Raw genomic sequence first — 23590 nt, forward strand, 5'->3', positions numbered from 1 at the left:
ATGAACGGTACGACGGTGCGCGCGGCGCTCCTGCAGATCGACGTGGACCCCGAAGAGACGGCCGGTGCCCGCCGCGGGCGCGTCGCGGACCTGGTCCGGGCCGAGCACGGCGCGGACCTGGTGGTACTGCCCGAGCTGTGGACGGTCGGCGCCTTCGACTTCGAGCGGTTCGACGCCCACGCCGAGCCGCTGGCGGGCCCGACGGCCGCGGCGATGGGGGCGGCCGCCCGCGACGGCGGGGTGTGGCTGCACGCCGGTTCGATCGTCGAGCGGTGCCCGGACGGGGCGCTGCGCAACACCTCGCTGCTCTTCGGACCCGACGGCCATCTGCACGGTACCTACCGGAAGATCCACCGCTTCGGCTTCGACCGCGGCGAGGCCGCTCTGATGGCAGCCGGGCAGGAGGTCGTCACCGCCCGGCTGACCGGCACCGGGCTGACAGCGGGCCTGGCCACCTGCTACGACCTGCGCTTCCCCGAGCAGTTCCGGCTGCTCGTCGACGCCGGTGCCGATCTCCTGGTCGTCCCGGCCGGATGGCCCGCGCGGCGGCGCTCGCACTGGTCACTGCTGGCGCGCGCCCGCGCGGTGGAGTCACAGGCGTACGTCCTGGCCTGCAACACCGCGGGCACACACGCCGGGGTGGAGCAGGCCGGGTACAGCGTGGTCGTCGACCCGTGGGGCGAGGTGGTCGCCGAGGCGGGCGCCGGGGAGCAGGTGCTCCGGGTGGACCTGGACCCGGACCTGGTCGCCCGGACCCGTGAGGAGTTCCCCGTGCTGCGGGATCGCGTACTGGGCGTGCCGCAACCGGTGTAGGGCGGCCTCATCGGGCGTGCCGCAACCCGCGTAGGGCGGCCGCAACGGGCGTGCCGGGGCCCGCGCAGGGCGGTCACGGCGCCGGACTTGCCGAAGTAGCCGGGGAGTCCGGCCGCCGGGACGGTCGGCTCTTGTGGCCGCGCGGCAGCCGTGTAACGCTCTTTCCCGAGCCCGTATGTCTTCTTCCGGACGCTCTCCGCATCGCCCGAACCGCCGTGCTCCACAGGCCCGTTCGCGCCGTACGGCGGCTCCTCACCTCTTCCCCGAAGCGCCGCCTCGTGCGGCGCTTTCTTGTTCACCGACCCCGAAAAAGCTAGGAGTTGGCCGTGACCGACCAATCGTCCCCGTGCACCTCGACGCGCTGCCGCAGGGCGGACGGCGACGCCGGCCGTCCGCGCGGGCGGCGCGCGGAGCCCGGCAGTCGCCTGTGCGGCCTGTGCCGGCGCGCCGTGGTGCGTGACGTGGCCGCCCTGCCGGGGCTGCACGGGCACAGCGAGTCCGAGCGCGGCAGGCCTTCCGGCGGCGCTCCCGCCCAGCGCGTCACCGGCAGCCGGGAGGCCGCTCTGCCGGTGCGCTCCTCGGCTCTGGAGGCCCGCCACGACGTGGTCGCCGTGCTGTCCTCCTGGTCGCGGCTCGTGGTGGACGAGGTGGCGGACGCGGCGCCGCCGCGCCGGACGGTGGCCGACATGGCCGCCTTCCTCGGGCGGTACGCCGGCTGGCTGGTGGCCCGTCCGGAGGCGGGCCGGTTCGCCGACGAGATGGCACGGGCGACGGCGGGACTGCGCCGGGAGGACACCGCTCCGGCGGCCGGCCTCGTCCCCCTCGGACCGTGCGTCGAACCGGGCTGCACGGCCGAGGTGTTCCTGCCCCGGCGGGGTGGCGAGGGCCTGTTGCTGCGCGGACCCGTCTGCGCCGCGGGGCACGTCCTGACCCCGCGTCAGTGGCTCGCCCTGCGGGAGGCGGCGTGAGCCCCCGCACCCGGCGAGTGCCCACCGAGCTCGCGGCACTCGTCCTCGGCGTCCGGGAGGTCACGATCCGCCAGTGGGCCCGGCGCGGCAAGATCACCCGGTACGGGACCGCGCGGCGCGCCCTGTACGACCTCGACGAGCTGACCGAACTCGCCCGAACGACCACACCCACGACCACGCCCACACCTTCGGCTACGGCTACGGCTACGGCTACGGCCTCGGCTACGACTACGACCGTGAGCGCGGGTGGGACACCGGCTTCCGGTGCCCCCTTGCCCCACAACTGACGGGCCCGGGGCGCTCGTTCGCCCCGCCCGGCGGCCCTTCCTCGCCGCCACCCCACCCTCGGATGCCCGCACTCACGGGCACCCCCATGCCCCATGTGACCGTTTTATCCATATTTATCCGCAAGGAGAAACGACACCGATGGACACCACCGACTGGCAGCAGCACTGGACCGACCGCCGTGACCCCTTCGTGCAGGAGTGCCTCCAGGCCCGCGACGACCTGCTCACGGACCTCAAGGACCCCAAGTCCGCGCAGGAACGGGTGCTGCGCGACATCATCGGCGTCTGCGCCGACTCCCTGCACTGGAAGGCGCGGGGCTACAACGTCATCGCCGAGGACCCCTCCCGCTTCCGCTCGGTCCTGCCGATCAGGCGGTACGCCGACTTCCTCCCGGAGATCGAGCGCGAGACCCGCACCAAGGGAGGCGTGCTCTCCTGCAGCCCCGTACTGCGCTGGCTCAAGACGAGCGGTACGACCGGGGTGCCCAAGCGGGTCCCGTACACCCTGCACTGGCTGCTCACCTACCGCATCCCGGCCATGAAGGCCATGTGGGGGACCTACCTCCTGCACCACCCCGAGCTGCTCGCCCACCCCTGGGCCACCCTGGACACCCAGACCGTCCGCGAGGACGTGTACGACTTCGTGCACGGCGTGGAGCACCAGGCGATCAGCAACCGGCACCCGCAGATCAACAGCCGTGACTGGAACCCGCCGTGGTACCGGTCCCCCTGGTTCGACACCCAGGCCCCCGCCACCCACTCGGGCCGGATGTACCACCGCATACGCCACCTGGTCGGCAAGGACCTGCACTACATCTCGGCCATCAACCCGAGCACGCTCATCTCGCTGCGCGACCTGGTCGCCGAGCACGGCGAGGAGCTCGTACGCGATCTGCGCGCGGGAACGCTCGACGGCCGGCCGTGGTCGGAGCCGGACGAGGAGGCGGCCCGCCATCTCGAATCGGTGCTGGCCAAGGGCGAGTTCAGCCTGACGGACGTGTGGCCGTCGCTGACCCTGTACAGCTGCTGGCTGTCCTCCAGCGCGGAGCTGTACCGCGCCAAGCTGGACGCGGTGCTGCCCGGTGTCAGCAAGCTGCCGTTCATGGGCTGCGGCACCGAGGGCGTGACCTCCGTACCGGTGGACGACTCGCTGGACAGCCAGCCGCTCGCGGTCGGCCAGGCGTTCTTCGAGTTCGTCCCCGCCGACGTGCCCCTGGGTGAACTGGTCGACGCGGGGACGCCGGTGCGGACGCTGTTGTTCGACGAGGTCGAGGCGGGCCGCGACTACCACCTGATCATGACGCAGGGCAACGGCCTCTACCGGCTGTGGACCGGCGACATCTACCGCGTCGACCGGATCGTCGACGGCACGCCGTGGCTGCACTTCGTCCACCGGGACGGCGTCTTCCACTCCTTCACCGGAGAGAAGATCACCGAGGCCGAGGTCAGCCAGGCCATCAAGCAGGGCATGGCCGGGCTCGGTCTCGACACCGGCCTGTACATGTGCGGGCCGCAGTGGGCGGAGCCGCCGCACTACGTCGTCGCCGCCGAGGTCGCCGTTCCGGGCGGGGACCTCGACCGGGCCCTCTCCCAGGCCGTGGACCGGGAGCTGTGCGAGGTCAACATCGAGTACGCCTCCAAGCGGGACAGCGGCCGGCTCGCGCCGCTGGGGGTACGCACCGTGCCGCTCGACGCCATCACCTCGTACGCCGAGTCCCGGCGGCAGGCGGGCAACGCCACCCAGTACAAGTACAAGCCGTTCCACCAGGACGTCGACTTCATGGCCGGGATCGACGGCATCACCGCCGACACGCCGGTCGCCACCACCACGGACACCGGCGACACGCCGGTCGCCACCACCGCCGACACGTCGGTCACCATCACCGCGGTCACCGCCGCGGGCCGCTTCGGACGCTGAGGAGAAGAACAAGATGATCGAGACCAAGAGGCCTCCGCAGAACACCCGCCGCGAGATAATCGACCTGCCCTCCGGCGGCGTCGACCTCGCCCTGCACCTCTGGCGGCCCCAGCACCCCCAGCGGGTCAAGGGCGCCGTCTTCTACTTCCACGGTCTGCAGAGCCACGCCGGCTGGATGTGGGAGGTCGGCCCCCGCTTCGCCGACAACGACATCGCCTTCTTCGTCCTGGACCGGCGGGGCAGCGGGATCAGCCCCGGCGACCGCGGGGACCTGCCCGACGCCGAGACCCTGCTCGGTGACTACATCGCCGCGCTGGCCCGGGTGCGGGAGATGATCGGCGACGACGTGCCGCTGTCGCTCTTCGGCCACTGCCTGGGCGGCTCCTTCATGGCCGCCCTCATGCACCACCCGGACTTCACCACCCGCTACGACGCCGCCGTGTTCTGCTCCGCCTGGCTGGGGCGGATGCACGCCACCCTCGGTGAGGACGAACTGCGGGCGCTGGCCGCCGAGACCGGCACCGAGCCGTGGGACGCGGGCCTGAGGTCGCAGGACTTCACCGACGACCCCAAGTACCGGCAGTTCATCGACCACGACGACCTCACCGTACGCCTGATCACCCGCCGCTCACGGGCCACCCTGCTGGAGATCGAACGGCGCTACCTGGAACCGGGCCCCCGGACGCTCCCGGCGGTCCCGGCCACCTACGTGTCGGGCATGCGCGATCCCATCGTCGACCTCGACAGCGCCCACCGGGTGTTCGCCACGATGGCACCGGACCGCGGGACGATCATGAAGCTGCCCACCGACAAGCATTACCTCTTCTTCACCGGCGTCAGCGCGGACCTGGTCGACTGGACCTCCACGGCCACCCTGCTCCAGGGGCTCGACCGCAATGGCTGAGGCCGCCCTGGTCCACCGGGTGCGCCAGCCCATGCACGCCCGCTTCGACCACCCCGCGGCGCGCCGCGCCGCCTCCGACAGCCTCGTGCTGCGGCTCACCTGTGAGGGCGTCAGCGGCATCGGCGAGTGCGCGCCCCGGACGTACGTGACCGGCGAGAGCGGCGAGTCCGTCCTCGCGGCGCTGCGCCGGACGCCGCTGGAACGCGTCTTCGTGCTGCTGCGCGGCGAGCCGCCGGCCGACCTCCTGGAGCGCGTACGGCGCGAGGGCTTCGCGACGGTCTTCGGGATCACCGGTGGGAACAACCTGCTGTGCCTGCTGGAGACGGCCGTCCTGGACCTGCTCGGCCGGCGGCTGGGACTCGGCGCGGCGGAGCTGCTCGGCGGCGCCGGGCCGGTGGCGGGCGGAGCACCGCCACCGGCCGCCCTGCCCGTCTCGCAGGTGCTGGACCTGAGCATCACGGCCGAGGAGTTCCTGGCCACCCGCGGCCCGTTCCACTTCGTCAAGATCAAGGCATCCGACGACATCCTGCGCGACGCGCGCAGCGTCCGGGCGGTGCGCGCGCACGTGGGTGACGGCGTGCCGGTCATGGTCGACGCGAACATGAGCTGGACCGAGGCCACCGCGCTCCCCCACGCGTGGCGGCTGCGGGACGCCGGGGCGGACTACGTGGAGGAGCCGCTGCCCAAGGGCTCCTGGGCCGCTCTGGGCGCCTTGCGCCGCCGGGCGGGGCTGAAGATCATGCTGGACGAGTCGCTGTGCACCCCCGAGGACGCCCGGACCGCGGTCGAGGCGCGGGCGTGCGACGCCTTCAACATCCGGGTCGCGAAGAACGGCGGCCCGCTGCGCGCGGCCCGCCTGATCGGCCACGCCCGCCGGCACGGCATCGCGTTCCAGATCGGTGTCCAGGTGGCCGAGGTCGGCCCGCTGATCAACGCGGGCCGGGCGCTGGCCTTCTGCCACCGTGACGCGCTGACCGTCGAGGCGGGCCAGAGCGACCGCTTCTTCCCCGAGATGATCGTCTCGCCGCGCCCGGTCGTCGACCGCCGTGCCAACACCCTCGCGCCCACGCCGGGTCCCGGCTTCGGCATGAGTCTGAACGACGCGGCCGAGCCGTGGGCCGTGCTCGCCCTCCCCGAGGAGAGCGGCTCCTGGCAGCCCGTGGACACCCCACGACCCGCCGTCCGCGCCTCGCTCTGACCACGGCGCCCCGCACCCGCACACCTGCGCACCGCACACCCGCACCTGACATCCGCCGTGCTCCGGCATCTGACATCCATTCGGCACCCATTCGGCATCCAAGGAGATCTTTCCCATGAACGTGTTCTTCGAGTGCGCCTACCAGGGCGAGCGCCACTTCGGCCTCGGGCTGCCCGCGGACGGGGAGGCGGTCCGCCTCTATCCGGCCCGCCACGGAGAGGACCTGGGCGCCGCGGTCGTCGCCGCGGTGTCGGCGGCGGGCGGTGACGGCGCCGCGCTGCGGGCGGCGCTCACCGCGGGCCGCCCCGAGGTGGTCGTCCCCGCCACCGGGCGCGACGGCCTCGTACCGCGGCCCCCGCTGCTGCCCGCGTCCGTCGGGGACGCGATGGTCAGCGGTTTCATGCAGACCCACAACGTCAAGGTCGACGCCGCCACGCAGGCGCAGCCCAACTGGTTCGTCAAGGGTCTCGGAGAGGTCCTGAAGGTCTCCGGCGAACCGCTGTCCGTACCGCCGGGCGCGGTCGCGCTGTGCGAGGAGGCGGAAGTGGTGCTGGTGTTCGCCACCGACGAGCACGGCAGCCCGCGCTACGCCGGCTACACCTTCGGCAACGACCTCACCGACATCGGCCGGTTCCGGCGCCACGCCGGGCATCTGTCGTACGCGAAGCTCTGCGACGCCGGGGTGGCGCCCTGGCTGTTCCTGGACGAGCCGCCCCGGTCGGTGACCGGTCGGGTGACGATCGAGCGGGACGGCGCGCGGGTCTGGGAGGGCGACTTCACCACCGGGACCAAGGCGCTGCACTACGGGCTGGAGGACATGATGGCCGGGCTGTTCTCCCACGGGGCGCTCCTGCACCCGGGGCGGGTGCACTACGTGTACCTCGGCGCCGACCGCAGCAGTTTCCACGACGGGTTCACGATGGCCGACCGGGACCGCGTCACGCTCGACTTCGAGAGCCACGGGGTCAGCCTGACGAACACGGTCTCCTGGCCCGGCCCGCGTGAGACGCGGCCGGTCGCGGGACGAGTCGCGGGATGACGCCGGCCGGGGCGCTGCGCAGGCTCAGCGGGACCGAGGCGGCCTGCGCCTACCGGCACGCGCTGACGGGCGGGCACACCCAGGCCGCCACCAGGCTGACGGTGGCCGCCGTGTTCTCCCCGGCGCACGTGGAACGGGCCGTGGCCTGGTGGGCGCGGGGGTTTCGTGCCCTGTCCCTGCGGATCGTGGAGGAGGGCGGGAGCCTGTGGTTCCACGAGGTGCCCGGATTCGCGCCGGAGCAGCTCCGCCAGGAGATGTGCACGGCGGCCGGCCCCGGTCCCGGCCACGACGACTCCGGTGACGTCCTGGCGTCCGGGGCGGGGGACGTCCTGACGGTCGGCGGTCCGCTGTGGCGGCTGGGGGTCGGTCACGATCCGGCGGCCGCCGCGACGCACCTGCTGCTGACCTGTCACCCGGCGCTGTGCGACGGCCCGTCCACGGCACGGTTGCTGCGGGCGCTGCTGGACGCCCTGCTCGGACAGGGCGCGGCCGGCCGGGGCAGGCCGGGCTACCGGCACGATCCGGCCCCCGACGCGGACGAGCTGACCTACCGGCCGCCGCCACCGCCGTACCCGGGGCCGCCCGCGGGGCCGGGTACGGCCCCGGCCCCGCGGGCCTTTCTCGCGCCCCGTGCCGCGGGGCCGGAGAACCTTGCGCCGGTTCCGGGAACGGTGGGCCGGACGAAGGACCCGGGACCGGTTTCGGGAGCGGCGGAGACGGTGGCGACGCCCGGCGGTGCGGGGTGCGGCGTGGCACCGGTGTCGCTGACCGCGCGGCAGAGCGCGCGCCTGACGGCGTGGTGCGGGCGCCACCGCATCACGGCGGGCCAGTTCTTCGCGGCGGCGCTGGCCGACTCCTGCGCGCGGGCGGCCGGCCAGGAGGAGGTCGCGCTGCTGACGGCGGTCTCGCTGCGGCGGCGGTACGCGGAGAGTGCCCGGGTGTCCGAGGTCGGCTGCTTCGTCAACGTCGTACGGGCGACCGTACGGGCCGGGGACGGTGGCGCGCTGGTGGACCACGCCCGCGCGTACGGTCTGGCGGTGCGGGCGGCGGACGCCGCCTGGCACCCGGTCCGGCAGGACCATGCGCGGATCCGGCGTGCGGTGGAGGACGAGTCGGCGGCCGCCGCCGACGGCGGGCTCGGCTTCCGGGTCACGCAGGAGGGGTGCGCTGACACCGCGCTCGGCCACCACGCGGCCTTGGTGACCCGTTACGAAACCACCCTGTACGGGACTTCGCCGTACGGGAGCCCGTCGGACGGGACCACCCCGTACGAGGCCCGACACCGGACCGCCCCGCACGAGGCCCGGTACTGGACGACCCCGTACGAGGCGGTGCGCGGAAGGAGCGCGTACGAGGCCGGAGGCGGAACGAGCGCGTACGGAACCGCGTACGGGATCTCCCCCGGGGCGGTCGTGCACGGCGCGGGTCCCCGGCGGCTCGGCGTCCTGCATCTGTCCCGCTTCAAGGGGGCCTTCACGCTCTCGCTGGGGATGCCCGGCCTCCCGGAGGCGGGGGCCGGAGCTCGGACTGCCGCCGGGTACGGGGGGCTCACCGCACCCGAGATCGCGGCGGAGCTGACCGCACGCGCCCTGGACCTCGTCGCCTGACCCCGCGTACCGCTTCCGCGTATGTGCAGGTCAGGACGTGTTTCTCGACCGAGTCCGGGGGACGGACTTCGCTAAGTATCCGGCAGTCCTCACCCCGGAGTCGAAAACAAAGCGATCGTTCTCTATTCTTTCCGTGTGGCGCCGCTCAGGGGCCTGGACCAGCAGGACCGACGGGAGGGACACGAGCGATGGCGACGAAGCCGGGAACGCGGGCACGGGCATCGGTCTCCGCGTTCACACAGGAGCTCTTCGGGCGGCTGCCCCGGGCCGACCAGCGACGGTGGGCGCACGCCTACATGGAGGGGCTCCTCAGCACACCGGGCAAGAAGACGGTGCGGCGCCTGGCGGCGTCCGTGTCGGACTCGTGCACGGCTCCCCAGTCGTTGCACCAGTTCATCAACGCCAGCCCCTGGGCGTGGGAGCCCGTCCGCGCCGAGCTCACCCGGTGGGTCCAGCGGCACACCGCGCCCCGTGCCTGGACCATCGGCCTGGCCGTGGTCCCCAAGCGGGGCGACCGGTCCTGCGGCGTGCACCGCCGCTTCGTGCCCCAGGCCGGCCGCACCCTCAACTGCCAGGTCGGCGTGGGTGCCTTCCTGTCCACGGACACCGAGGACGTACCCGTCGACTGGCGTCTGCTGCTGCCCGACCCGTGGTCCAACGACCCGGCGCTGCGCCGACGGGCCCGCATCCCCGAGGGCACCGAGCCCCGTTCCGCCGAGGCGCAGACCCTCGACCTGGTCGAGAGCCTGCCGTCGAGCGGACAGCTCGCCGAGGTGCCGGTGGTCGCGGACCTCGACGGGTACGCGGACACCGGGGAGATCGTGCGCGCGCTGAGCTCCCGGGGACGTCACTTCGTCGTCGCGGCGCCCGCCGCCCTGTCCGTGCTGGCCGCCCAGGTCCCGCCGCCGGGCACGCACCCGGGCCGCCAGGACCGCTCGACCGCGCTGCCCGCCCAGCCGGCCCTGACGGTCCGGCAGGTCCTCACCCGCCGCGAGGCCCCGGCGCCGCACCCCGTGACGTTACGGACACGGCGGGGCGAGGAGCGTACGGCGCACGTCCTGACCGGCCTGGTCCGGTTGCCGGAGCCGGGCGGATCGCGTTCGTCCCGCGCCGCCGGACACCCGCCCGTCTACCGCGTGTTCGCCGAGCGGGATCCGGACACCCGCCGCCCCGGCCGGACGTGGATCACCAGCCTGGTGAACCGGCCCGCGGGTGAACTGCTCGAACTCGCGGCCCTGCACGCCGGAACCGCCGACACCGTACGGCAGTTGGAGGACGACTTCGGTCTGCGCGCCTTCGAAGGCCGGTCCTACCCCGGATGGCACCACCACATGACGCTGGTCTCCGCCGCCTTCGCGTACAGCAGTCTCACCACGACACGAAGGGTCGGCACCTGATGGCGCTTCCCAAAACCTTCTGGCTGCTCTGGGCCGGGCAGACCGTCAGTCGGCTGGGCATCCTCGCCCCGGCTTTCCTCGTCCTCTTCCTGGAGCAGGACCACCTCGTCGACGCCCACACCACACCGGTCATGGTCGGCCTGTTCGGGGCCGGCATCCTGGCCTCGGGGCTGGTGGGCGGCGCGGTGGCCGACATGATCGGGCCACGGCGCACGATCATCGCCGCCCAGCCGCTCGCGGCCGTCACGGCCCTGCTCTTCCTCGTGACCACCAATGTGTACGCGCTCGGCCTGCTGTCCCTGGCGACCGGTTTCCTGTCGGCGGTGGACCGGCCGGCCGGCGCCGGGCTGATCGCCAAGATCGTCCCGCCCGAGCAGTTCTCGAAGGCCTACAGTCTCTTCCTCGTCGGCTTCAACGTCGGGATGTCGCTGAGCCCGGTCATCTCAGGGTTCCTGCTCTCCTTCTACCCGCCCGCGCTGTTCCTCGTCTGGGCCGCCGGCAGCGCCGTCTACGCGCTCCTGGTCTGCGCCCTGCCCGCCGACGAGATGCGCCCCGAGGAGCACGGCGGTGGGCGGACGTCGGCCCTGCGGCGCGCGGGGCGCAGCATCGGCGAGCCCTACCGCTCACCGGTCCTGGTCGCCTTCCTCGCCCTCGTCTTCCTGCTGGCCTGCGTCTATCTCCAGGTCAACTCGGCCCTGCCGCTGGACATGCGCCGGTCGGGGCTGAGCCCCGGAGACATCGGCATCGTGCTGGCGATCAACGCGGTGCTCTCCATCGCCCTGCTCCCCCTGGTGCCCAAGGCGGTCAAGGGGATGGGCGACGAGACCCCACTGGTCCTGGCGGCCACGCTGATGGCCATCGGCTTCGGCCTCAACGCCCTGGCGGACGACATCGCCCTGTTCACCGTGGCGACCGTCGTCTGGACACTCGGCGAGGTCCTGTGGGCGCCCATGTCGGCGACCTTCATCGCCGTCCGGGCCCCCGAGGGACGCGTCAGCACCTACCAGGGCTCCTACTTCTTCGCCTGGAACGCCGCCTTCGTCATCGGCGGCCCCGTCGGGATCACCGTGGCGAACGCCTACGGATACCCGTTCCTGTGGATCAGCCTGCTGGTCCTCGGCCTCGGCGTCGCCGCCGGATTCAAGTCCATGACCCGGATCCCCGGCTTCGCCGTCACCACCGCGAAGCGGCCGGCCCCCGCCGCGTCACCGGCCCCCGAGGCCGCGACAGCGCCGGGCACGACCCCCCGGTCCCAGCCCCGGCCCAAGTCCCCATCCCCCCAATCCCAACCCCAACCCAGGGAATCGACATGACCGTACAGACCTCGCGCACCGCCCTCCTGATCGGCGCGGCGGGCGGAATCCTCCAGGACGTGGCGCGCGGCCTGGCCCGCGAAGGGCACACCCTCGTCCTCTTCGACAGGAACGAGGAGGCCGTGAGCCGCCTCGCCGCCGAACTGGCCCGGCAGACCAAGGTCGACGTGGTCGTCGGTGACATCACCGACATCCCCGCCGCAGAGGTACAGCTCGCCGACATCGTCGACCGGCACGCCCCCTCCATCCTGGTCAACGGGGTGGGCGGCGACACCCGGGTCATCGGGTACGCGGACCTGACCGCGGAGCACTTCGGCCAGTCCCATCTGGAAAACGTTGTCAGCACGTTCGTCGCGATCAAGGCGTGTGCTCCGCGGATGGCGCAGGACGGCTACGGACGCATCGTCAACTTCGCCTCGGCCGGCGGCCGCACCTACAGCCACTTCAACAACGCCGCCTATGTCGGCGCCAAGGCCGCCGTGATCGGCATGACCAAGCAGATGGCCTACGAGCTCGCCCCCGCCGGGGTCGTGGTCAACGTGGTCGCCCACGGGCCCATCGCGACCGAGCGGGTGGCCGGTGCCTGGGAGCGCCGGGACCCGGAGCAGAAGCAGGCGGTGCTCTCGAAGCTGCCGATGCGGCGCATGGGCACGGTCGCCGAGGCGGTCGGCAGTGTCCTGCACCTGTGCTCCGAGAACGCCGGCTACTCCACCGGCGCGGTGATCGACGTCAACGGCGGCCTCTACATGTGAGACCCGGCGGACCCCGCCGACAGGACCAGGACATCCGGCACGCCGAAGACCGGCACGGCCGCGAAGACCGGCAGGACCGGGACACCGGAACGGCCGCGAGGCCTGGCAGGACCAGGAAGAACGAACAGGAGACAACCGTGGCGAAGTTCGTCGTCGAATTCGAGTACAGCGTGGACCGCGCGGGGCGCCAGGAACTGCACCCGGCGCACGCCGAGAACCTCCACCGCCTCGCCCGGAGCGGTGTGCTGCTTCTGGGCGGGCCGCTGGCCGACGAGAACGCCGGCCTGCTGCTCTACGAGGTCGAGGACCGGGCCGAACTCCAGAAGGTGCTGGACGCCGAGCCCTACGTGCAGGGCGGGATCGTCTCCGGCACCCGCATCCGCCAGTGGTCGCCCGGCAAGGGCAGCTGGATCACGGAAGGAAAGAACTGACCATGAGCACCACGACACTGCCCGCATCGTCGGCGTCGCCCGCGCCGTCGGCATCGGCATCGGCATCGGAAGCGGTGGACAGCGGCTGGCTGGCGCTGCGTCAGGAAGCGCTGCACGCCGCGATCGCCGATCCCGCGATGGACTCGATGCGGATCCTCAGCGAGACCGCCATGAAGTTCCCCGACGCCCTCTCCTTCTCCTCGGGGGCGCCCTACGACGGGAACCACGACCTGGCGGACCTCTCGTTCCACATCGACCGCTACGTCAAGCACCTCCAGGAGCGCGGCGTCCCGCAGCAGCGCATCACGCGGACGCTGTTCCAGTACGGGCCCGTGAACGGCTTCATCCAGGACGACGTGGCACGGATGCTGCGGCAGGACGAGAACATCGACGTCCCCTCCGAGGCCATCATGATCACGCACGGCTTCCAGGAAGCCACGCTGGTCGCCCTGCGCGGTCTGTTCGCCGGCCCCGACGACGTGCTGCTGAGCGTCTCCCCGGCCTACGTCGGCATCCGCGGCGCGGCCCGGATGCTCGACATCCCCGTCGAGGGGATCGACGAGGGCCCCGACGGCCTCGACCCCGAGGCGGTGGCCGCGGCGGCGCGCGCCGTACGGGCCGGGGGCAGGCGGCCGGTCGCGCTCTACCTCGTCCCCGACTTCTCCAACCCCTCCGGCACCGTGCTGCCGCTGGAGGCCCGCCGGCGCCTGCTGGAGGTGGCGGCCGAGGAGGACCTGGTCATCCTGGAGGACAACCCCTACGGGCTGTTCGCACGGGACGGCGAGTCGATGCCGACCCTCAAGTCGCTCGACACCGCCGGCCGTGTCGTCTACCTCGGTTCGTTCGCCAAGTCGGCCTTCCCCGGCGCCCGCCTGGGCTACCTCGTCGCCGACCAGCCGGTCACCGCCGCCGACGGCGTCACGCGCACGCTGGCGCAGGAACTGTCCAGGGCCAAGGCCATGTTCAGTGTCGGATCGTCCTCCCTGTCCCAGGCGGTGGTCGGCGGCATCCTCGTCGAGAACGGCCACACCCTGCGCCCCGCGACCCGCGAGTTGGCCGCCGTCTACCTGGAGCGGCTCCAGGCCACGCTGGACAGCCTGGCCGAGCACTTCCCGCCCGAGCGGTACGCCGAGCACCAGGTGCGCTGGAACACCCCGCGCGGCGGCTTCTTCCTCACCGTGGAGGTGGGCTTCGAGGCCGGGCTGGCGGAGATGGAGCGCTGCGCCCGTGACTACGGCGTGAGCTGGGCGCCGATGAGCATGTTCCACATCGGCGGTGGCGGCGAACGGCAGATCCGGCTCGGCTTCAGCAACCTCGCGCCGGAGGCGATCCGCGAGGGCATCGCGCGCCTGGCCCGCTTCATCTCCGCGTCACCGCACGCGTAGGACCCACGCGCCCCGCACCTCAAGCCCCAAGCCCCAAGCCCCGCGCCCCGCGCCCCGCGCCCGAGGGTCTGCCCGCCATGACCCGAAGACCCCTAAGGCCCGGCGCACTCCCCTGGTGAACGAGCGACCACGTGTCGCGTCAGAAGAAGGACGCCCATGAGCCAGACCAGCAGTCAGCGGCCCACCGTCGTGGTGGTCGACGGCTACTCCGCCGGAAACTTCTACCCCGCGGCCTTCACCGAGACCGGTGCACGGGTCGTCCACGTGCAGAGCACCCCGGAACTCATCCCCTCGATGCTCGCGCCCGACCTGTCGGCGTACGAGGAGAACATCGTCGAGGGCGACGAGAAGACACTGCTGGAACGGCTCCGTCCGTACGCCCCGGCCTGTGTGGTCGCCGGCCAGGAGGGCGCCGTACCGCTGGCGGACCGTCTCAGCGAGGCGCTCGGCGTCCCGTCCAACGGCACCCGTCTGTCGGCGGCCCGCCGGGACAAGTACGAGATGATCGAGGCGCTGCGGCGGGCCGGTGTGCGGTGCGCCGACCAGTTCAAGAGCGGCGACGTGCGGGAGCTGGTCCGCTGGGCCGAGGAGCGGGGCGCGTACCCGGTCGTCGTCAAGCCGCTCAGTTCGGCGGCCTCGGACGGCGTGTACATCTGCGACAGCGCCGAGGAGGTGGCGGCCGCGGCCACCGCCGGGCTGGCCTCGCGGGACATCTTCGGCGCGGCCAACACCGAGATCCTCGTCCAGTCGTACCTCAAGGGCACCGAGTACATCGTCGACACGGTCAGCGCCGACGGCGAGCACTACGCCTGCGGTGTGTGGCAGTACGAGAAGACGCTCCTGCCCTCGGGCAAGAACATCTACGACCGGGACATCCTCCTGGCCCCGGACGCCGGTCCGGTGCGGGCCCTGGTGGCGTACGTACACGAGGTGCTGGCCGCCCTCGACGTCCGCTGGGGGCCCGCGCACGCCGAGGTCATCATGACCGAACAGGGTCCGGCGCTGGTCGAGATCGGCACCCGCCTCAACGGGAACATCCACGCCGGCTTCCACGACGTGTGCCTCGGCCACAACCAGGCGGGGCTGGCCGCCCTGGCGTACGTCCGGCCGGAGGAGTTCCGCCGGGAGTACGGCGGCCGCGTGTACATCCGCCGGCAGCCCGGCGTCGTCTACAACACCCCTACCGAACAGGACGGTGTCGTCGACGCCGTCGACACCACGGCGGTGGACGAGATCCGCGCGCTCGGCAGCGTGTTCCTGGCCGGCCTGAAGCTGGCCCCCGGCTCCCGGATCCGCCCCACCACCGACCTGCTGACGAGCTCCATGCGCGTCTACCTCACGGCGCGCGACGAGGCGCAGCTCGACGCCGACTACGAGAAGGTCCGCGGCCTCAAGGACAGCGTCTACCGCGTCACCCCGCAGCCCCGGCCGCAGTCGTAGCCCGCCGCTCTCCGCACGCCCTCACACCCGCACGCCCTCACACCCGCACCCCGATCCACGTCCACGTCCACGTCCACGTCCACACCCACGTCCACACCCAGACCCAGACCCAGATCCGGCATCAGACTCCGGATCCGTCTTCGATCTCCTCGGAGGAACGCTGTGCACAGCCGTATCGGTCTCTTCCTGTCCCCCGTCCACGAGACCGGCCAGGACCCCCACCTCGCCGTCCGCCGCAACCTCGACCTGGTCGAGCACGCGGACCGCCTGAACTTCGACGAGGCGTGGTTCGGCGAACACCACACCCTGGGCTGGGGCCTGGTCGGCGCCCCCGAGACGATGATCGCCGCGGCCTCCCAGCGCACGAGCCAGATCAAGCTGGCGCACGGCGTCGTACCGCTGTCCGGGCACCACCCCTTCCACGTCGCCAGCCGCGCCGTCCACCTCGACCACCTCAGCCGCGGCCGCTACATCCTCGGTGTAGGCCCCGGCGTCCCCTTCGACGCGAAGATGTTCGGCCTCGCGCCCGACGTCCAGCGCCGGCGCCTCGACGAGGCGCTCCCGACCGTCCTCGAGCTCGTCAACGGCGACTCCCGGATCACGCAGAAGACCGACTGGTACGAACTCCAGGACGCGAAGCTGCAGTTGCCCCGCTTCAACCCCGCCGGCATCGAGGTGGCCATGGCCACCAGCGGCACCTCCTCCTCCAGCCCGCGCCTGGTCGGCAAGTACGGCCTGAGCATGACCTCGTTCGCGTTGCCCTTCGCGCTGATGACGCCGGGCGCCCCGGACCACATAGGCCTGGCGCAGCAGTGGAAGTACGCCGAGGAGTCCGCGGACGAGCACGGGCAGACCCTGCGGCGCGAGGACTGGCGCATCGCGCTTCCGGTCCACGTCGCGGAGACGCGCGCCGAGGCGTTCGCCGATGTCCGCGAGGGGTACGACCGCTGGCTGTTCGAGTACTTCGGCAAGGCGGCCGGCCGCGAGGTCATCAGCCCGGACACCCCGCGCGAGAGGGCCCTGGAGGCCCGCGTCGAGGCCGGCGGCGCGCTCGTCGGCTCGGTCGAGGACGTCGTGCAGGGCATCCGGCGCATGCAGGAGGCCACCGGCGGCTTCGGCAAGCTCCTCGTCTACGTGGCCGACTGGACCTCGTACGAGAAGACCAACCTCAGCCTGGAGCTGCTGGCCCGGTATGTGTCCCCGCAGATCACCGGCTCCGCGTCGCGTCCGCAGGAAGCGGTGGACTGGGCCATCGCGAGCCGCGCCGGCCGCTGATCGTCGCCCGCGGCGCGGGGCGAGTCACACGGCGCGGGGGCAGTCACACGGCGCGGGGGCAGTCACACGGCGCGGGGGCAGTCACACGGCGCGGGGGCAGTCACACGGCGCGGGGGGCGGTTCCGCCCCCGCGCCGGCCCCGCCCGGCCACCAGACAACCTTTGGAGATCACATGCTGGAGCAGCGTTCGTTTCGCGACATCCTGGGCCGGTTCACCACCGGGGTCGTCCTGATCACCGCTCGGACGGAGGCGGGCCCCGTGGGCATGGCCGTCAATTCCTTCACCTCCGTCTCCCTCGACCCGCCGCTCATCGCCCTGTGCGCGGCGTCCACGTCGACCACCTGGCCGGCGATCCGGGAGGCGGGAAGCTTCGCCGTGACCATCCTGGGCGGGCAGCACGCGCAGTTGTGCCGGACCTTCGCCACCAAGGGCGCCGACCGCTTCGGCGGCGGCGAGTGGGACTCCACCCGTGCCGGGCACCCCATACCCGCGGACGGTCTGGGCTGGCTGGACTGCCGTATCACCACCATCCACCAGGCCGGCGACCACGAACTGGTCATCGCCGACGCCGTCGAGGGCGCCGTCACCGACGGCGAGGGCCCGCTGGTCTTCCACGCCGGGCGCTTCGCCGAACTGGTCGCCTGACCCGGGCCGCCGACGCCCGCCCCACCGCCGGCCACGAGAAGGGCAGACCCGCGTGTCTTTGATCCAACCCTCGCGCGCGTTGCCGGGACCGGACCACGGTCCCGGTCAGGGCGAACTCTCCTACCTGCGCACCGCACCCCGTCACCTCGTCGACCGCAGCGCCATCGCCGACGTGCTGATCACCGACTGGCAGCGGACGGGCGCCGACACCTTCTTCCTCGGCGCCCAGTGGCCCCGGGGCCACGCCTTCTACGCGCCGATCGCCGGCGCCTGGTACGACCCCCTGCTGGCGGCCGAGTCGCTGAGACAGGCGTCCTTGCTGGTCGGCCAGACCTACTACGGGATTCCCCGCGGCCACCAGTGGGTCGTCGGCGAACTGGACATCGAGGTCGTCCCGGCCGCCCTCCTCCTGGGCAGCCGGCCGGCCGAGATCCGGCTGGAGGTCGCCCGCTCCCCCGACCCGGCCGCGGCCGCGGCTGCGGACACGGGGGCGGGGGCCGCGACCGTCATGACCGTGGAGGCCGAACTGCTGCGCGACGACGACGCGTTCGTCGGTGCCGGCCGCATCAGCCTCGACGTCCTGTCGCCCGCCGCGTACGCCGCGCTGCGCGGGGACCGTCTCGGTCCGCCGGCGGGTCTGCCGCCGCTGCCCGAGGCTCTGCCGCCGCCCGTCGTGGGGCGCCTCGACGTACGGGACGTGGTGCTCGGCGTCCCGGTCGCGCGCTCCGGCCGGGGCGGTCACACCTGGCAGTTGCGGGTCGACCCCAGCCACCCGGCGCTCTTCGACCATCCCGTGGACCATGTGCCCGCCATGCTGCTCCTCGAGGCCGCCCGCCAGGCCGCCCAGGCGGTGTGCGCCCCGTACCGGGTTCTGCCCATCGAGGTGCGCAGCGCCTTCCACCGCCCCGTGGAACTGGACCTCGCGTGTCACATCGCCGCGACCCCGCTGCCCCAGCAGGACGCGGCCGAGGACACGGCGATCCGGGTGACCGCCTCCCAGGACGGCACCCTGGTCTTCGACAGCCTGGTGGTGGCGGCCCTGTGCGACTGACCCCGGCGCGACGGGGCGCCCGAGCGTGGGGGCGGTCTCACCCGCGGGTGACGGTGACTCCGCCGAGCAGGCCCCAGGCGTCGACACGGACCGTCGGGCCGCCCGGTTCGCTCGGGCCGTCGTCCTCGACCCCGCCGAGGCGGATGCCGTGCACCTTCACGGCGACGTCCGGGCGGACTCCGAGGCTGACGCCTCCGATCAGACTCAGTTTGGTGACGCGCGGTTCGGCGCCGTCGGGGATGTCGATGCCGGTGAGGTCGACATCGGCCCCTCCGACGAACGACACCGTGGTCACGGGTCTCGCACTCGCACGGAGCATCACCCGGACCCTGCCGCCGAAGCGCACCGACTGCTCGCCCTGACGGTACGGGGGATCAGCCGGCAAGGGTAAAAGGCCGGTGTGCCTGCGGTTGCGGCACGCCCTGGAGAAGGGCTGCAGCGGTCCGCCGGGCAACCCGTGCAGGCTCGCGGGGCGGGCTCCAGACCATGCGGCGGAACACCCCGTACGCCCGGGCGGCCCCATTGTCCGCTGCCCGGCACGGCGAACGCCGTCTCTACCCAGCTCAGGGCACCAGCACGACCCTCCCGAACACCTCTCCCGCGTCCATCTTGCGGTGGGCCGACGCCGCCTGTTCCAGTGGCAGTACCTCGTGCACGACCGTGCGCAGGTTTCCGAGCGCGGCATCGGCGAACTGGGAAGAGCGCACGGCCTGCCGGTCGGGGCCGGGCACGGTGTCGGAGCTGAAGGTGGCGAACGACAGCGATCTGCGGAAGGCGTCCATCAGCCGCATGCCGAAGTCCGCCGGCGGCTGCCCACCGACCACGCCGACGGCCACGTACCGCCCGTTGGAGTTCAACCTGTCCAGGAAGAGGGGAAGCCGGGGACCCCCCACGACATCGATCACCACGTCGAAGCCCGCCGGGGCGTCTCCGTCGCCCTCACCGGAGCGGTTCAGGACGTGCGTGGCGCCCAGCTCTTCCAGGCGGGCGCCACGCTCGGCCGATGAGGTGGTGACCGCCACCGAGCCCGCACCGTTCCTGGCTGCGAGCTGGACCGCCGTGATCCCGATGCTGCCGGCCGCACCGCGCACGAGCACCGTCTCCCCGGGTACGAGACGGGCCCGCTCCAGGGCGAAGTGGGCAACCACACCGGAGCCGCCGAGGGCAACCGCGTCGGTGCCGGTCAGGCCGTGGGGCAGCGGGAGCACGTCATCGACCGAGGCGACGGCTTGCTCGGCATACCCACCGGACAGGCCGGTGAACGCCCACACCCGCCGCCCGATCCACGAGGCGTCCACGCCCTCTCCCACCGCGGTGACCTCTCCCGCGACCTCGCTGCCGAGGACATGCCCCGCCCGGAAGCCGTAGGCGGCGAGCGTTCCCCGGCGGATCACGGCGTCCACGCCGCCCACGCCGATCGCCTCCGTGGCGATCCGCACCTGCCCCGGAGCGGGAACCGGCACGGGCATGTCGATGACCTCCAGGCCCTCAGGGTCTCCGAATGTCCTGATGACGACGGCTTTCATCGCTGCTCCTCGGGTCGGTCGGTGGACGGACGGACATGACTGCTGCGACCGTGGGTATCGAATCGGTCCCACCGCCGGGGCCACCGGCGGATTGCCGGGGTGGGGTGGCGGCACCGCCATCGGACCGTAACGGACGCCCCCGTCCGTCTGGCTGAAGTGAGAGACGATGACCGGCCACTTGTCTCGGACCGTGCGCTCCGACGCCCGCGACAACCGGGCCCGCATCCTGGACGCCGCCCGCTCGGTGTTCGGCGAGGAGGGTCTGAGCGCACCCATGGGCGGCGTCGCCCGGCACGCGGACCTCGCCCCCGCCACGCTGTACCGGCACTTCCCGACGAAGCAGGCACTGATCGCGCAGACCTTCACCGAGCAGCGCCGAGCCTGTCACGCCGTCGTCCGCGATGCCCTCACGGACGCGGACCCGTGGCACGGATTCCAGAGCCTGATCGAGCGGATCTGCGAACTCCACGCACACAGCCGCGGATTCGCCGACGCTTTCATGACGGCCTTCCCCGAATCCATGGACTTCGCCGCCGACCGCGAGCGGACCGTGCGCGCGGTCGCCGAACTGGCCCGCCGTGCCCAGGAGACCGGCCGACTCCGTCCCGGCTTCGTCGTCGACGACCTGACCCTCATGCTCACCGCCCACCAGGGCCTCCAGCACGCGCCCCGCCCGGCCCGGCTCATGGCCTCCCGCCGCTTCGCCGCCTACGTGATCGAGGCGTTCCGCGCCGCACCGCAGACGGGAGCGCCCACGCGACCGTCACGCGAACGAGGAGAACAGCTGATGGACCTACCGGCTTTGGCCCCGTCCCAGCGAGCCGAAGCGCTGGAGAAGGCGAAGGCCGTCCGCAAGGAGCGCGCCGACCTGATGGTCCGGCTCAAGGCGGGAACCCTGCCGCTGATGGACCTGCTCGCCCGTCAGGACGCGGTGGTCGGCAAGATCCGGGTGCGCCGCGTCCTTGAATCGCTTCCCGGCATCGGTGTCGTCCGCGCCGGTCAACTACTTGCCGACCTGCGGATCTCCGAGGGCCGCCGGGTCCAGGGCCTCGGCTCCGGGCAGCGTGCTCGGCTCCTTGCGCTGTTCCCCTCCGGGCAGTGACCGAGCGTGCCGTGCCGGCACCGCCAGGGCGGTGCCTGCCCGGCAGGCCTGGGGTGCGGCCGTGACAAGGACGTGGACGTCGCGGTTCGGGTGAGGCTGATCGCGGTCGAACGCAGGGGGCGACCTGGCGGCAGCTCACCGCTGACCGGAGGAAGCCGATGGATCCGTCCTGCTGATCGGCGAGTCCGGCCGGGCGGGGGTCAGGCGGGCGGTGTGTCGGGGCGGGCGTCGTACACGGCGCGGGCAGCGTCGATGTGTGTCAGGTGCGTGATGCTCCACTCCAACAGGGGTGCGGTGGCTTCGCGCAGGGTCCTGCCCATCGCGGTGAGTTCGTAACTGACGTGCGGCGGCATGACGTTGCGGACGGTCCGTGTGAGGATCCCATCGCGTTCCAGGCTGCGCAGGGTGACAGTGAGCATGCGCTGGCTGATCCCGTCGGTGGCCCGCTTGAGTTCGGTGAAGCGGCGCGGCCCCTGGCTGAGGTTGCGCACGATCAGCAGCGACCACTTGTCGCCGACGATGCCGAGCACTTCACGGGCCTTGCACGGGTCCTCCGGCCGAGTCGGCCGCGCCCGGCCGCCCGCGGTGCCGCTCATGGTTACCTCCACAGAACCGGGGCACCTCAATGTGCCGTATTGATCGAGGTGCGGCAGGTACAGCACGATGATCTCGGTTCCCAAAGAGTACCGAGGTACGGAACGGAACCGCCAACGTTCTCGCGCCTCCACACCCCGAAGAGAAAGAAATTCCCCTCATGTCAACGTTTCTGCTGGTACACGGTGCCTGGCACAGCGGCCGGTGCTGGGAACGGGTGGTCCCGCTGCTGGAATCGGCCGGACACCGCGTGTTCGCGCCCTCGCTGACCGGCTACGGCGACAAGGCACACCTGCTCGGACCCGAGGTGGGGCTCGACACGCACGTCGAGGACATCGTGAAGCTGATCCACGAGGAGGAGCTGACCGAGGTAGTGCTCGTGGGCCACAGCTACGCGGGGCTGGTCGTCTCGTCCGTGGCCAACGACGTGCCGGAACGGATCGCGCACCTGGTGTACCTGGACGCGATGGTCCCGGAGCACGGCGAGAGCGCCGTCGACGTACAGCCCATGACCCAGAACCTGATCGACCTGGCCGCCCGGTCCGGCACCGGCTGGCGCATCCCGCCACTGCCCGAGATGCTCCCGCCCCTCGGCCTGTTCGGGGTCACCGACCCGGCGGACGTCGCATGGCTGCGCGCGACACTCTCCGACCAGCCGGTGCGCTGCCTGCGGCAACCGGTCCGACTGGACAACCCGGCCGCCGACGCGGTTCCGCGCACGCACATCCACTGCGTCGGCGCAGAACCGGAAGGCATCGTGCGTCGGCCCGTCCCCGCGACACAGCCCAACGGTTCCCCGGCACGCATACGAGAACTGCCGACCGGACACGACTGCATGATCACCATGCCGGCGGCCCTGAGCGAACTGCTGCTTGAATCGGTCCTTCGCTAGCATCCGGACCGAGACTGCGGCAGCGAGCCGAGAAGACCCGCCACCGTCAGACAGCGCACAGACGGTCCCGCAAACCGATGGCGACGGCATCGGTACGGTCACAGCGACATGGGATGTGCTCCTGGATGAACCACGATCGATGATCTGGTCGCCGTCGGTGAAGACGATCAGCTCTCCGTCCGCCGCCCGGATTCCGGCGTCGCGTCGACGAGTGCCGCAGTACCGTCCGTGGAGCCGTCGTCGAGGGTGCGTGCCGCTCGTGGCGGCCCGACGGGCGCTGCGAGCACGGGGCCGTGCGCCGCAGAACGGCGCGCATGCGGGCGAGCAGATCCACCGCTCCGGCTCAGGCCGGGATCCGCTGCCGGGACCCAGGGCCCCGGCGCGCGGCGCCTACGGGTGGGTCAGAGATCGTTGAAGGGAGCGGCGTAGGTGAAGGTGCCGCGCAGAGACGGCTCGTACGCCGAGAGAGGGCGTACCTGGAAGTGCTCGCCGTAGCCGGGGTCCGGTGGGGTGATGCCGTACCGCGTGCTGATGCGGAAGCCGTAGCGGCTGTAGTAGGCGGGGCTGCCGAGCAGTGCGACGAGTGGTTCCCCGAGCGCGTCCGCCGCGCCGAGCACGGTGTGGACGAGTGCGAGACCGACGCCTCGGCGCTGGTGGTCGGGGTGCACGCTGAGCGGGCCGAGTCCCAGGACCGGGGCGGTGTCGACGTGTGCGCGGGTACAGAGCACGTGCCCGACGGCCTCGTCCCGCTCGTCGACCGCCACGAGCGACAGTCGCGGCAACCAGTCGTCGCAGTCACGCAGTTCGTCCAGCAGGGTGGTCTCGACGGGGGTCGTCGTCCCCTGCTTGGCGAACGCGGCCGAGGTGAGGGCGCGTACGGCGGGGATGTCTTTGGGCTCTTCGCGTCGAATCAGCACCGGCACAGTGTGGGTGCCGTGGTGGTGCGGGCGCAAAGGCATAACCGGCGGGGGGGGGGGGGGGGGGGGGGGGGGGGGGGGGGGGGGGGGCGGGGGGGGGGGGGGGGGGGGGGGGGGGGGGGGGGGGGGGGGGGC

At 72.4% G+C, this 23590-nt stretch carries 22 protein-coding genes and 2 pseudogenes; 20 read left to right on the top strand and 4 right to left on the bottom strand.

From position 1 onward, the window contains the following. Positions 1-15 precede the first annotated feature (15 nt). The 17 genes from ACFYW9_RS34585 (at position 16) to ACFYW9_RS34665 (ending at position 18424) form a co-directional block, all read left to right on the top strand. Complete coding sequence (locus ACFYW9_RS34585; RefSeq protein ID WP_389159015.1) at positions 16-813, top strand: carbon-nitrogen family hydrolase; 798 nt, start codon at positions 16-18, stop codon at positions 811-813. A 326-nt stretch (positions 814-1139) separates the two neighbouring features. Further along, positions 1140-1781 carry a hypothetical protein gene (locus ACFYW9_RS34590; RefSeq protein WP_389158971.1) on the top strand — a complete coding sequence of 214 codons (642 nt, stop codon included), beginning with the start codon at positions 1140-1142 and terminating at the stop codon, positions 1779-1781. Then, positions 1778-2068 carry a hypothetical protein gene (locus ACFYW9_RS34595; protein ID WP_389158973.1) on the top strand — a complete coding sequence of 97 codons (291 nt, stop codon included), beginning with the start codon at positions 1778-1780 and terminating at the stop codon, positions 2066-2068. The genes ACFYW9_RS34590 and ACFYW9_RS34595 overlap by 4 nt, the downstream gene beginning before the upstream one ends. A gap of 139 nt (positions 2069-2207) precedes the next feature. Next, the gene (locus ACFYW9_RS34600) at positions 2208-3986 is read left to right on the top strand and encodes a GH3 auxin-responsive promoter family protein (protein WP_389158975.1); all 1779 of its coding nucleotides are present in this window, start codon (positions 2208-2210) and stop codon (positions 3984-3986) included. A 13-nt stretch (positions 3987-3999) separates the two neighbouring features. Next, positions 4000-4890, top strand: coding sequence for an alpha/beta hydrolase (locus tag ACFYW9_RS34605; RefSeq protein ID WP_389158977.1), 891 nt, complete (start codon positions 4000-4002; stop codon positions 4888-4890). After that, the gene (locus ACFYW9_RS34610) at positions 4883-6088 is read left to right on the top strand and encodes a mandelate racemase/muconate lactonizing enzyme family protein (protein WP_389158979.1); all 1206 of its coding nucleotides are present in this window, start codon (positions 4883-4885) and stop codon (positions 6086-6088) included. The genes ACFYW9_RS34605 and ACFYW9_RS34610 overlap by 8 nt, the downstream gene beginning before the upstream one ends. Positions 6089-6203: 115 nt before the next feature. Beyond that, on the top strand, positions 6204-7127 hold the full coding sequence (locus tag ACFYW9_RS34615; protein WP_389158981.1) for an FAH family protein: 924 nt from the start codon (positions 6204-6206) through the stop codon (positions 7125-7127). Beyond that, the gene (locus ACFYW9_RS34620) at positions 7124-8734 is read left to right on the top strand and encodes a hypothetical protein (protein WP_389158983.1); all 1611 of its coding nucleotides are present in this window, start codon (positions 7124-7126) and stop codon (positions 8732-8734) included. The genes ACFYW9_RS34615 and ACFYW9_RS34620 overlap by 4 nt, the downstream gene beginning before the upstream one ends. Positions 8735-8922: 188 nt before the next feature. Beyond that, positions 8923-10131, top strand: coding sequence for an IS701 family transposase (locus ACFYW9_RS34625; protein WP_389158985.1), 1209 nt, complete (start codon positions 8923-8925; stop codon positions 10129-10131). Then, positions 10131-11444: an MFS transporter gene (locus ACFYW9_RS34630; protein WP_389158987.1), complete on the top strand. Its 1314-nt coding sequence runs from the start codon at positions 10131-10133 to the stop codon at positions 11442-11444. Before ACFYW9_RS34625 ends, ACFYW9_RS34630 begins: the two co-directional genes overlap by 1 nt. After that, positions 11441-12196, top strand: a complete 756-nt coding sequence (locus ACFYW9_RS34635; RefSeq protein WP_351872813.1) for an SDR family NAD(P)-dependent oxidoreductase — start codon at positions 11441-11443, stop codon at positions 12194-12196. Before ACFYW9_RS34630 ends, ACFYW9_RS34635 begins: the two co-directional genes overlap by 4 nt. A gap of 137 nt (positions 12197-12333) precedes the next feature. Continuing rightward, positions 12334-12627 (top strand): YciI family protein, encoded by a 294-nt coding sequence (locus ACFYW9_RS34640; protein WP_351872816.1) that lies wholly within the window; start codon positions 12334-12336, stop codon positions 12625-12627. Positions 12628-12629: 2 nt separating this feature from the next. Beyond that, positions 12630-14012, top strand: coding sequence for a PLP-dependent aminotransferase family protein (locus ACFYW9_RS34645; RefSeq protein ID WP_389158991.1), 1383 nt, complete (start codon positions 12630-12632; stop codon positions 14010-14012). A 156-nt stretch (positions 14013-14168) separates the two neighbouring features. Beyond that, positions 14169-15452: an ATP-grasp domain-containing protein gene (locus tag ACFYW9_RS34650; RefSeq protein ID WP_389158993.1), complete on the top strand. Its 1284-nt coding sequence runs from the start codon at positions 14169-14171 to the stop codon at positions 15450-15452. 162 nt (positions 15453-15614) lie between these two features. Beyond that, complete coding sequence (locus tag ACFYW9_RS34655) at positions 15615-16727, top strand: LLM class flavin-dependent oxidoreductase (protein ID WP_389158995.1); 1113 nt, start codon at positions 15615-15617, stop codon at positions 16725-16727. A 172-nt stretch (positions 16728-16899) separates the two neighbouring features. After that, entirely contained in the window at positions 16900-17373 is a 474-nt protein-coding gene (locus ACFYW9_RS34660) for a flavin reductase family protein (protein ID WP_326783216.1), read from the top strand. A gap of 52 nt (positions 17374-17425) precedes the next feature. Next, entirely contained in the window at positions 17426-18424 is a 999-nt protein-coding gene (locus tag ACFYW9_RS34665) for a ScbA/BarX family gamma-butyrolactone biosynthesis protein (RefSeq protein WP_389158997.1), read from the top strand. Between the two features lie 37 nt (positions 18425-18461). Here the strand turns inward: ACFYW9_RS34665 and ACFYW9_RS34670 are convergent, their stop codons facing one another. Both ACFYW9_RS34670 and ACFYW9_RS34675 read right to left on the bottom strand, forming a co-directional pair. Continuing rightward, positions 18462-18743 (bottom strand): hypothetical protein, encoded by a 282-nt coding sequence (locus ACFYW9_RS34670; protein ID WP_389158999.1) that lies wholly within the window; start codon positions 18741-18743, stop codon positions 18462-18464. Between the two features lie 244 nt (positions 18744-18987). Beyond that, entirely contained in the window at positions 18988-19950 is a 963-nt protein-coding gene (locus tag ACFYW9_RS34675) for a zinc-dependent alcohol dehydrogenase family protein (protein ID WP_389159001.1), read from the bottom strand. Positions 19951-20116: 166 nt separating this feature from the next. Between ACFYW9_RS34675 and ACFYW9_RS34680 the strand changes: the two are divergent. Both ACFYW9_RS34680 and mihF read left to right on the top strand, forming a co-directional pair. Then, positions 20117-20707 (top strand): annotated as a pseudogene (locus ACFYW9_RS34680) (TetR/AcrR family transcriptional regulator); the annotation flags it as partial. 48 nt (positions 20708-20755) lie between these two features. After that, positions 20756-21052 (top strand): annotated as a pseudogene (mihF, locus tag ACFYW9_RS34685) (integration host factor, actinobacterial type); the annotation flags it as partial. A 200-nt stretch (positions 21053-21252) separates the two neighbouring features. On the opposite strand, the gene ACFYW9_RS34690 reads toward mihF, so the two are convergent. Beyond that, positions 21253-21648 carry a winged helix-turn-helix transcriptional regulator gene (locus ACFYW9_RS34690; protein ID WP_389159003.1) on the bottom strand — a complete coding sequence of 132 codons (396 nt, stop codon included), beginning with the start codon at positions 21646-21648 and terminating at the stop codon, positions 21253-21255. 158 nt (positions 21649-21806) lie between these two features. Between ACFYW9_RS34690 and ACFYW9_RS34695 the strand changes: the two genes are divergently transcribed. After that, the gene (locus ACFYW9_RS34695) at positions 21807-22538 is read left to right on the top strand and encodes an alpha/beta fold hydrolase (RefSeq protein WP_389159005.1); all 732 of its coding nucleotides are present in this window, start codon (positions 21807-21809) and stop codon (positions 22536-22538) included. Positions 22539-22939: 401 nt separating this feature from the next. On the opposite strand, the gene ACFYW9_RS34700 is transcribed toward ACFYW9_RS34695, so the two are convergent. Further along, positions 22940-23455, bottom strand: coding sequence for a GNAT family N-acetyltransferase (locus ACFYW9_RS34700; protein WP_389159007.1), 516 nt, complete (start codon positions 23453-23455; stop codon positions 22940-22942). Positions 23456-23590: the final 135 nt, after the last annotated feature.

Origin of the sequence: Streptomyces sp. NPDC002698 (assembly GCF_042888945.1) — a bacterium.
Lineage (GTDB): Bacteria > Actinomycetota > Actinomycetes > Streptomycetales > Streptomycetaceae > Streptomyces.

Excerpts from the sequence above, each read along its gene's own strand:
- ACFYW9_RS34625 (WP_389158985.1), top strand. The coding sequence starts at position 8,923 with ATGGCGACGAAGCCGGGAACGCGGGCACGGGCATCGGTCTCCGCGTTC.
- ACFYW9_RS34695 (WP_389159005.1), top strand. The coding sequence starts at position 21,807 with ATGTCAACGTTTCTGCTGGTACACGGTGCCTGGCACAGCGGCCGGTGC.
- ACFYW9_RS34660 (WP_326783216.1), top strand. The coding sequence starts at position 16,900 with ATGCTGGAGCAGCGTTCGTTTCGCGACATCCTGGGCCGGTTCACCACC.
- ACFYW9_RS34690 (WP_389159003.1), bottom strand. The coding sequence starts at position 21,648 with ATGAGCGGCACCGCGGGCGGCCGGGCGCGGCCGACTCGGCCGGAGGAC.
- ACFYW9_RS34605 (WP_389158977.1), top strand. The coding sequence starts at position 4,000 with ATGATCGAGACCAAGAGGCCTCCGCAGAACACCCGCCGCGAGATAATC.
- ACFYW9_RS34635 (WP_351872813.1), top strand. The coding sequence starts at position 11,441 with ATGACCGTACAGACCTCGCGCACCGCCCTCCTGATCGGCGCGGCGGGC.
- ACFYW9_RS34645 (WP_389158991.1), top strand. The coding sequence starts at position 12,630 with ATGAGCACCACGACACTGCCCGCATCGTCGGCGTCGCCCGCGCCGTCG.
- ACFYW9_RS34615 (WP_389158981.1), top strand. The coding sequence starts at position 6,204 with ATGAACGTGTTCTTCGAGTGCGCCTACCAGGGCGAGCGCCACTTCGGC.
- ACFYW9_RS34610 (WP_389158979.1), top strand. The coding sequence starts at position 4,883 with ATGGCTGAGGCCGCCCTGGTCCACCGGGTGCGCCAGCCCATGCACGCC.
- ACFYW9_RS34620 (WP_389158983.1), top strand. The coding sequence starts at position 7,124 with ATGACGCCGGCCGGGGCGCTGCGCAGGCTCAGCGGGACCGAGGCGGCC.
- ACFYW9_RS34670 (WP_389158999.1), bottom strand. The coding sequence starts at position 18,743 with ATGCTCCGTGCGAGTGCGAGACCCGTGACCACGGTGTCGTTCGTCGGA.
- ACFYW9_RS34650 (WP_389158993.1), top strand. The coding sequence starts at position 14,169 with ATGAGCCAGACCAGCAGTCAGCGGCCCACCGTCGTGGTGGTCGACGGC.
- ACFYW9_RS34600 (WP_389158975.1), top strand. The coding sequence starts at position 2,208 with ATGGACACCACCGACTGGCAGCAGCACTGGACCGACCGCCGTGACCCC.
- ACFYW9_RS34630 (WP_389158987.1), top strand. The coding sequence starts at position 10,131 with ATGGCGCTTCCCAAAACCTTCTGGCTGCTCTGGGCCGGGCAGACCGTC.
- ACFYW9_RS34675 (WP_389159001.1), bottom strand. The coding sequence starts at position 19,950 with ATGAAAGCCGTCGTCATCAGGACATTCGGAGACCCTGAGGGCCTGGAG.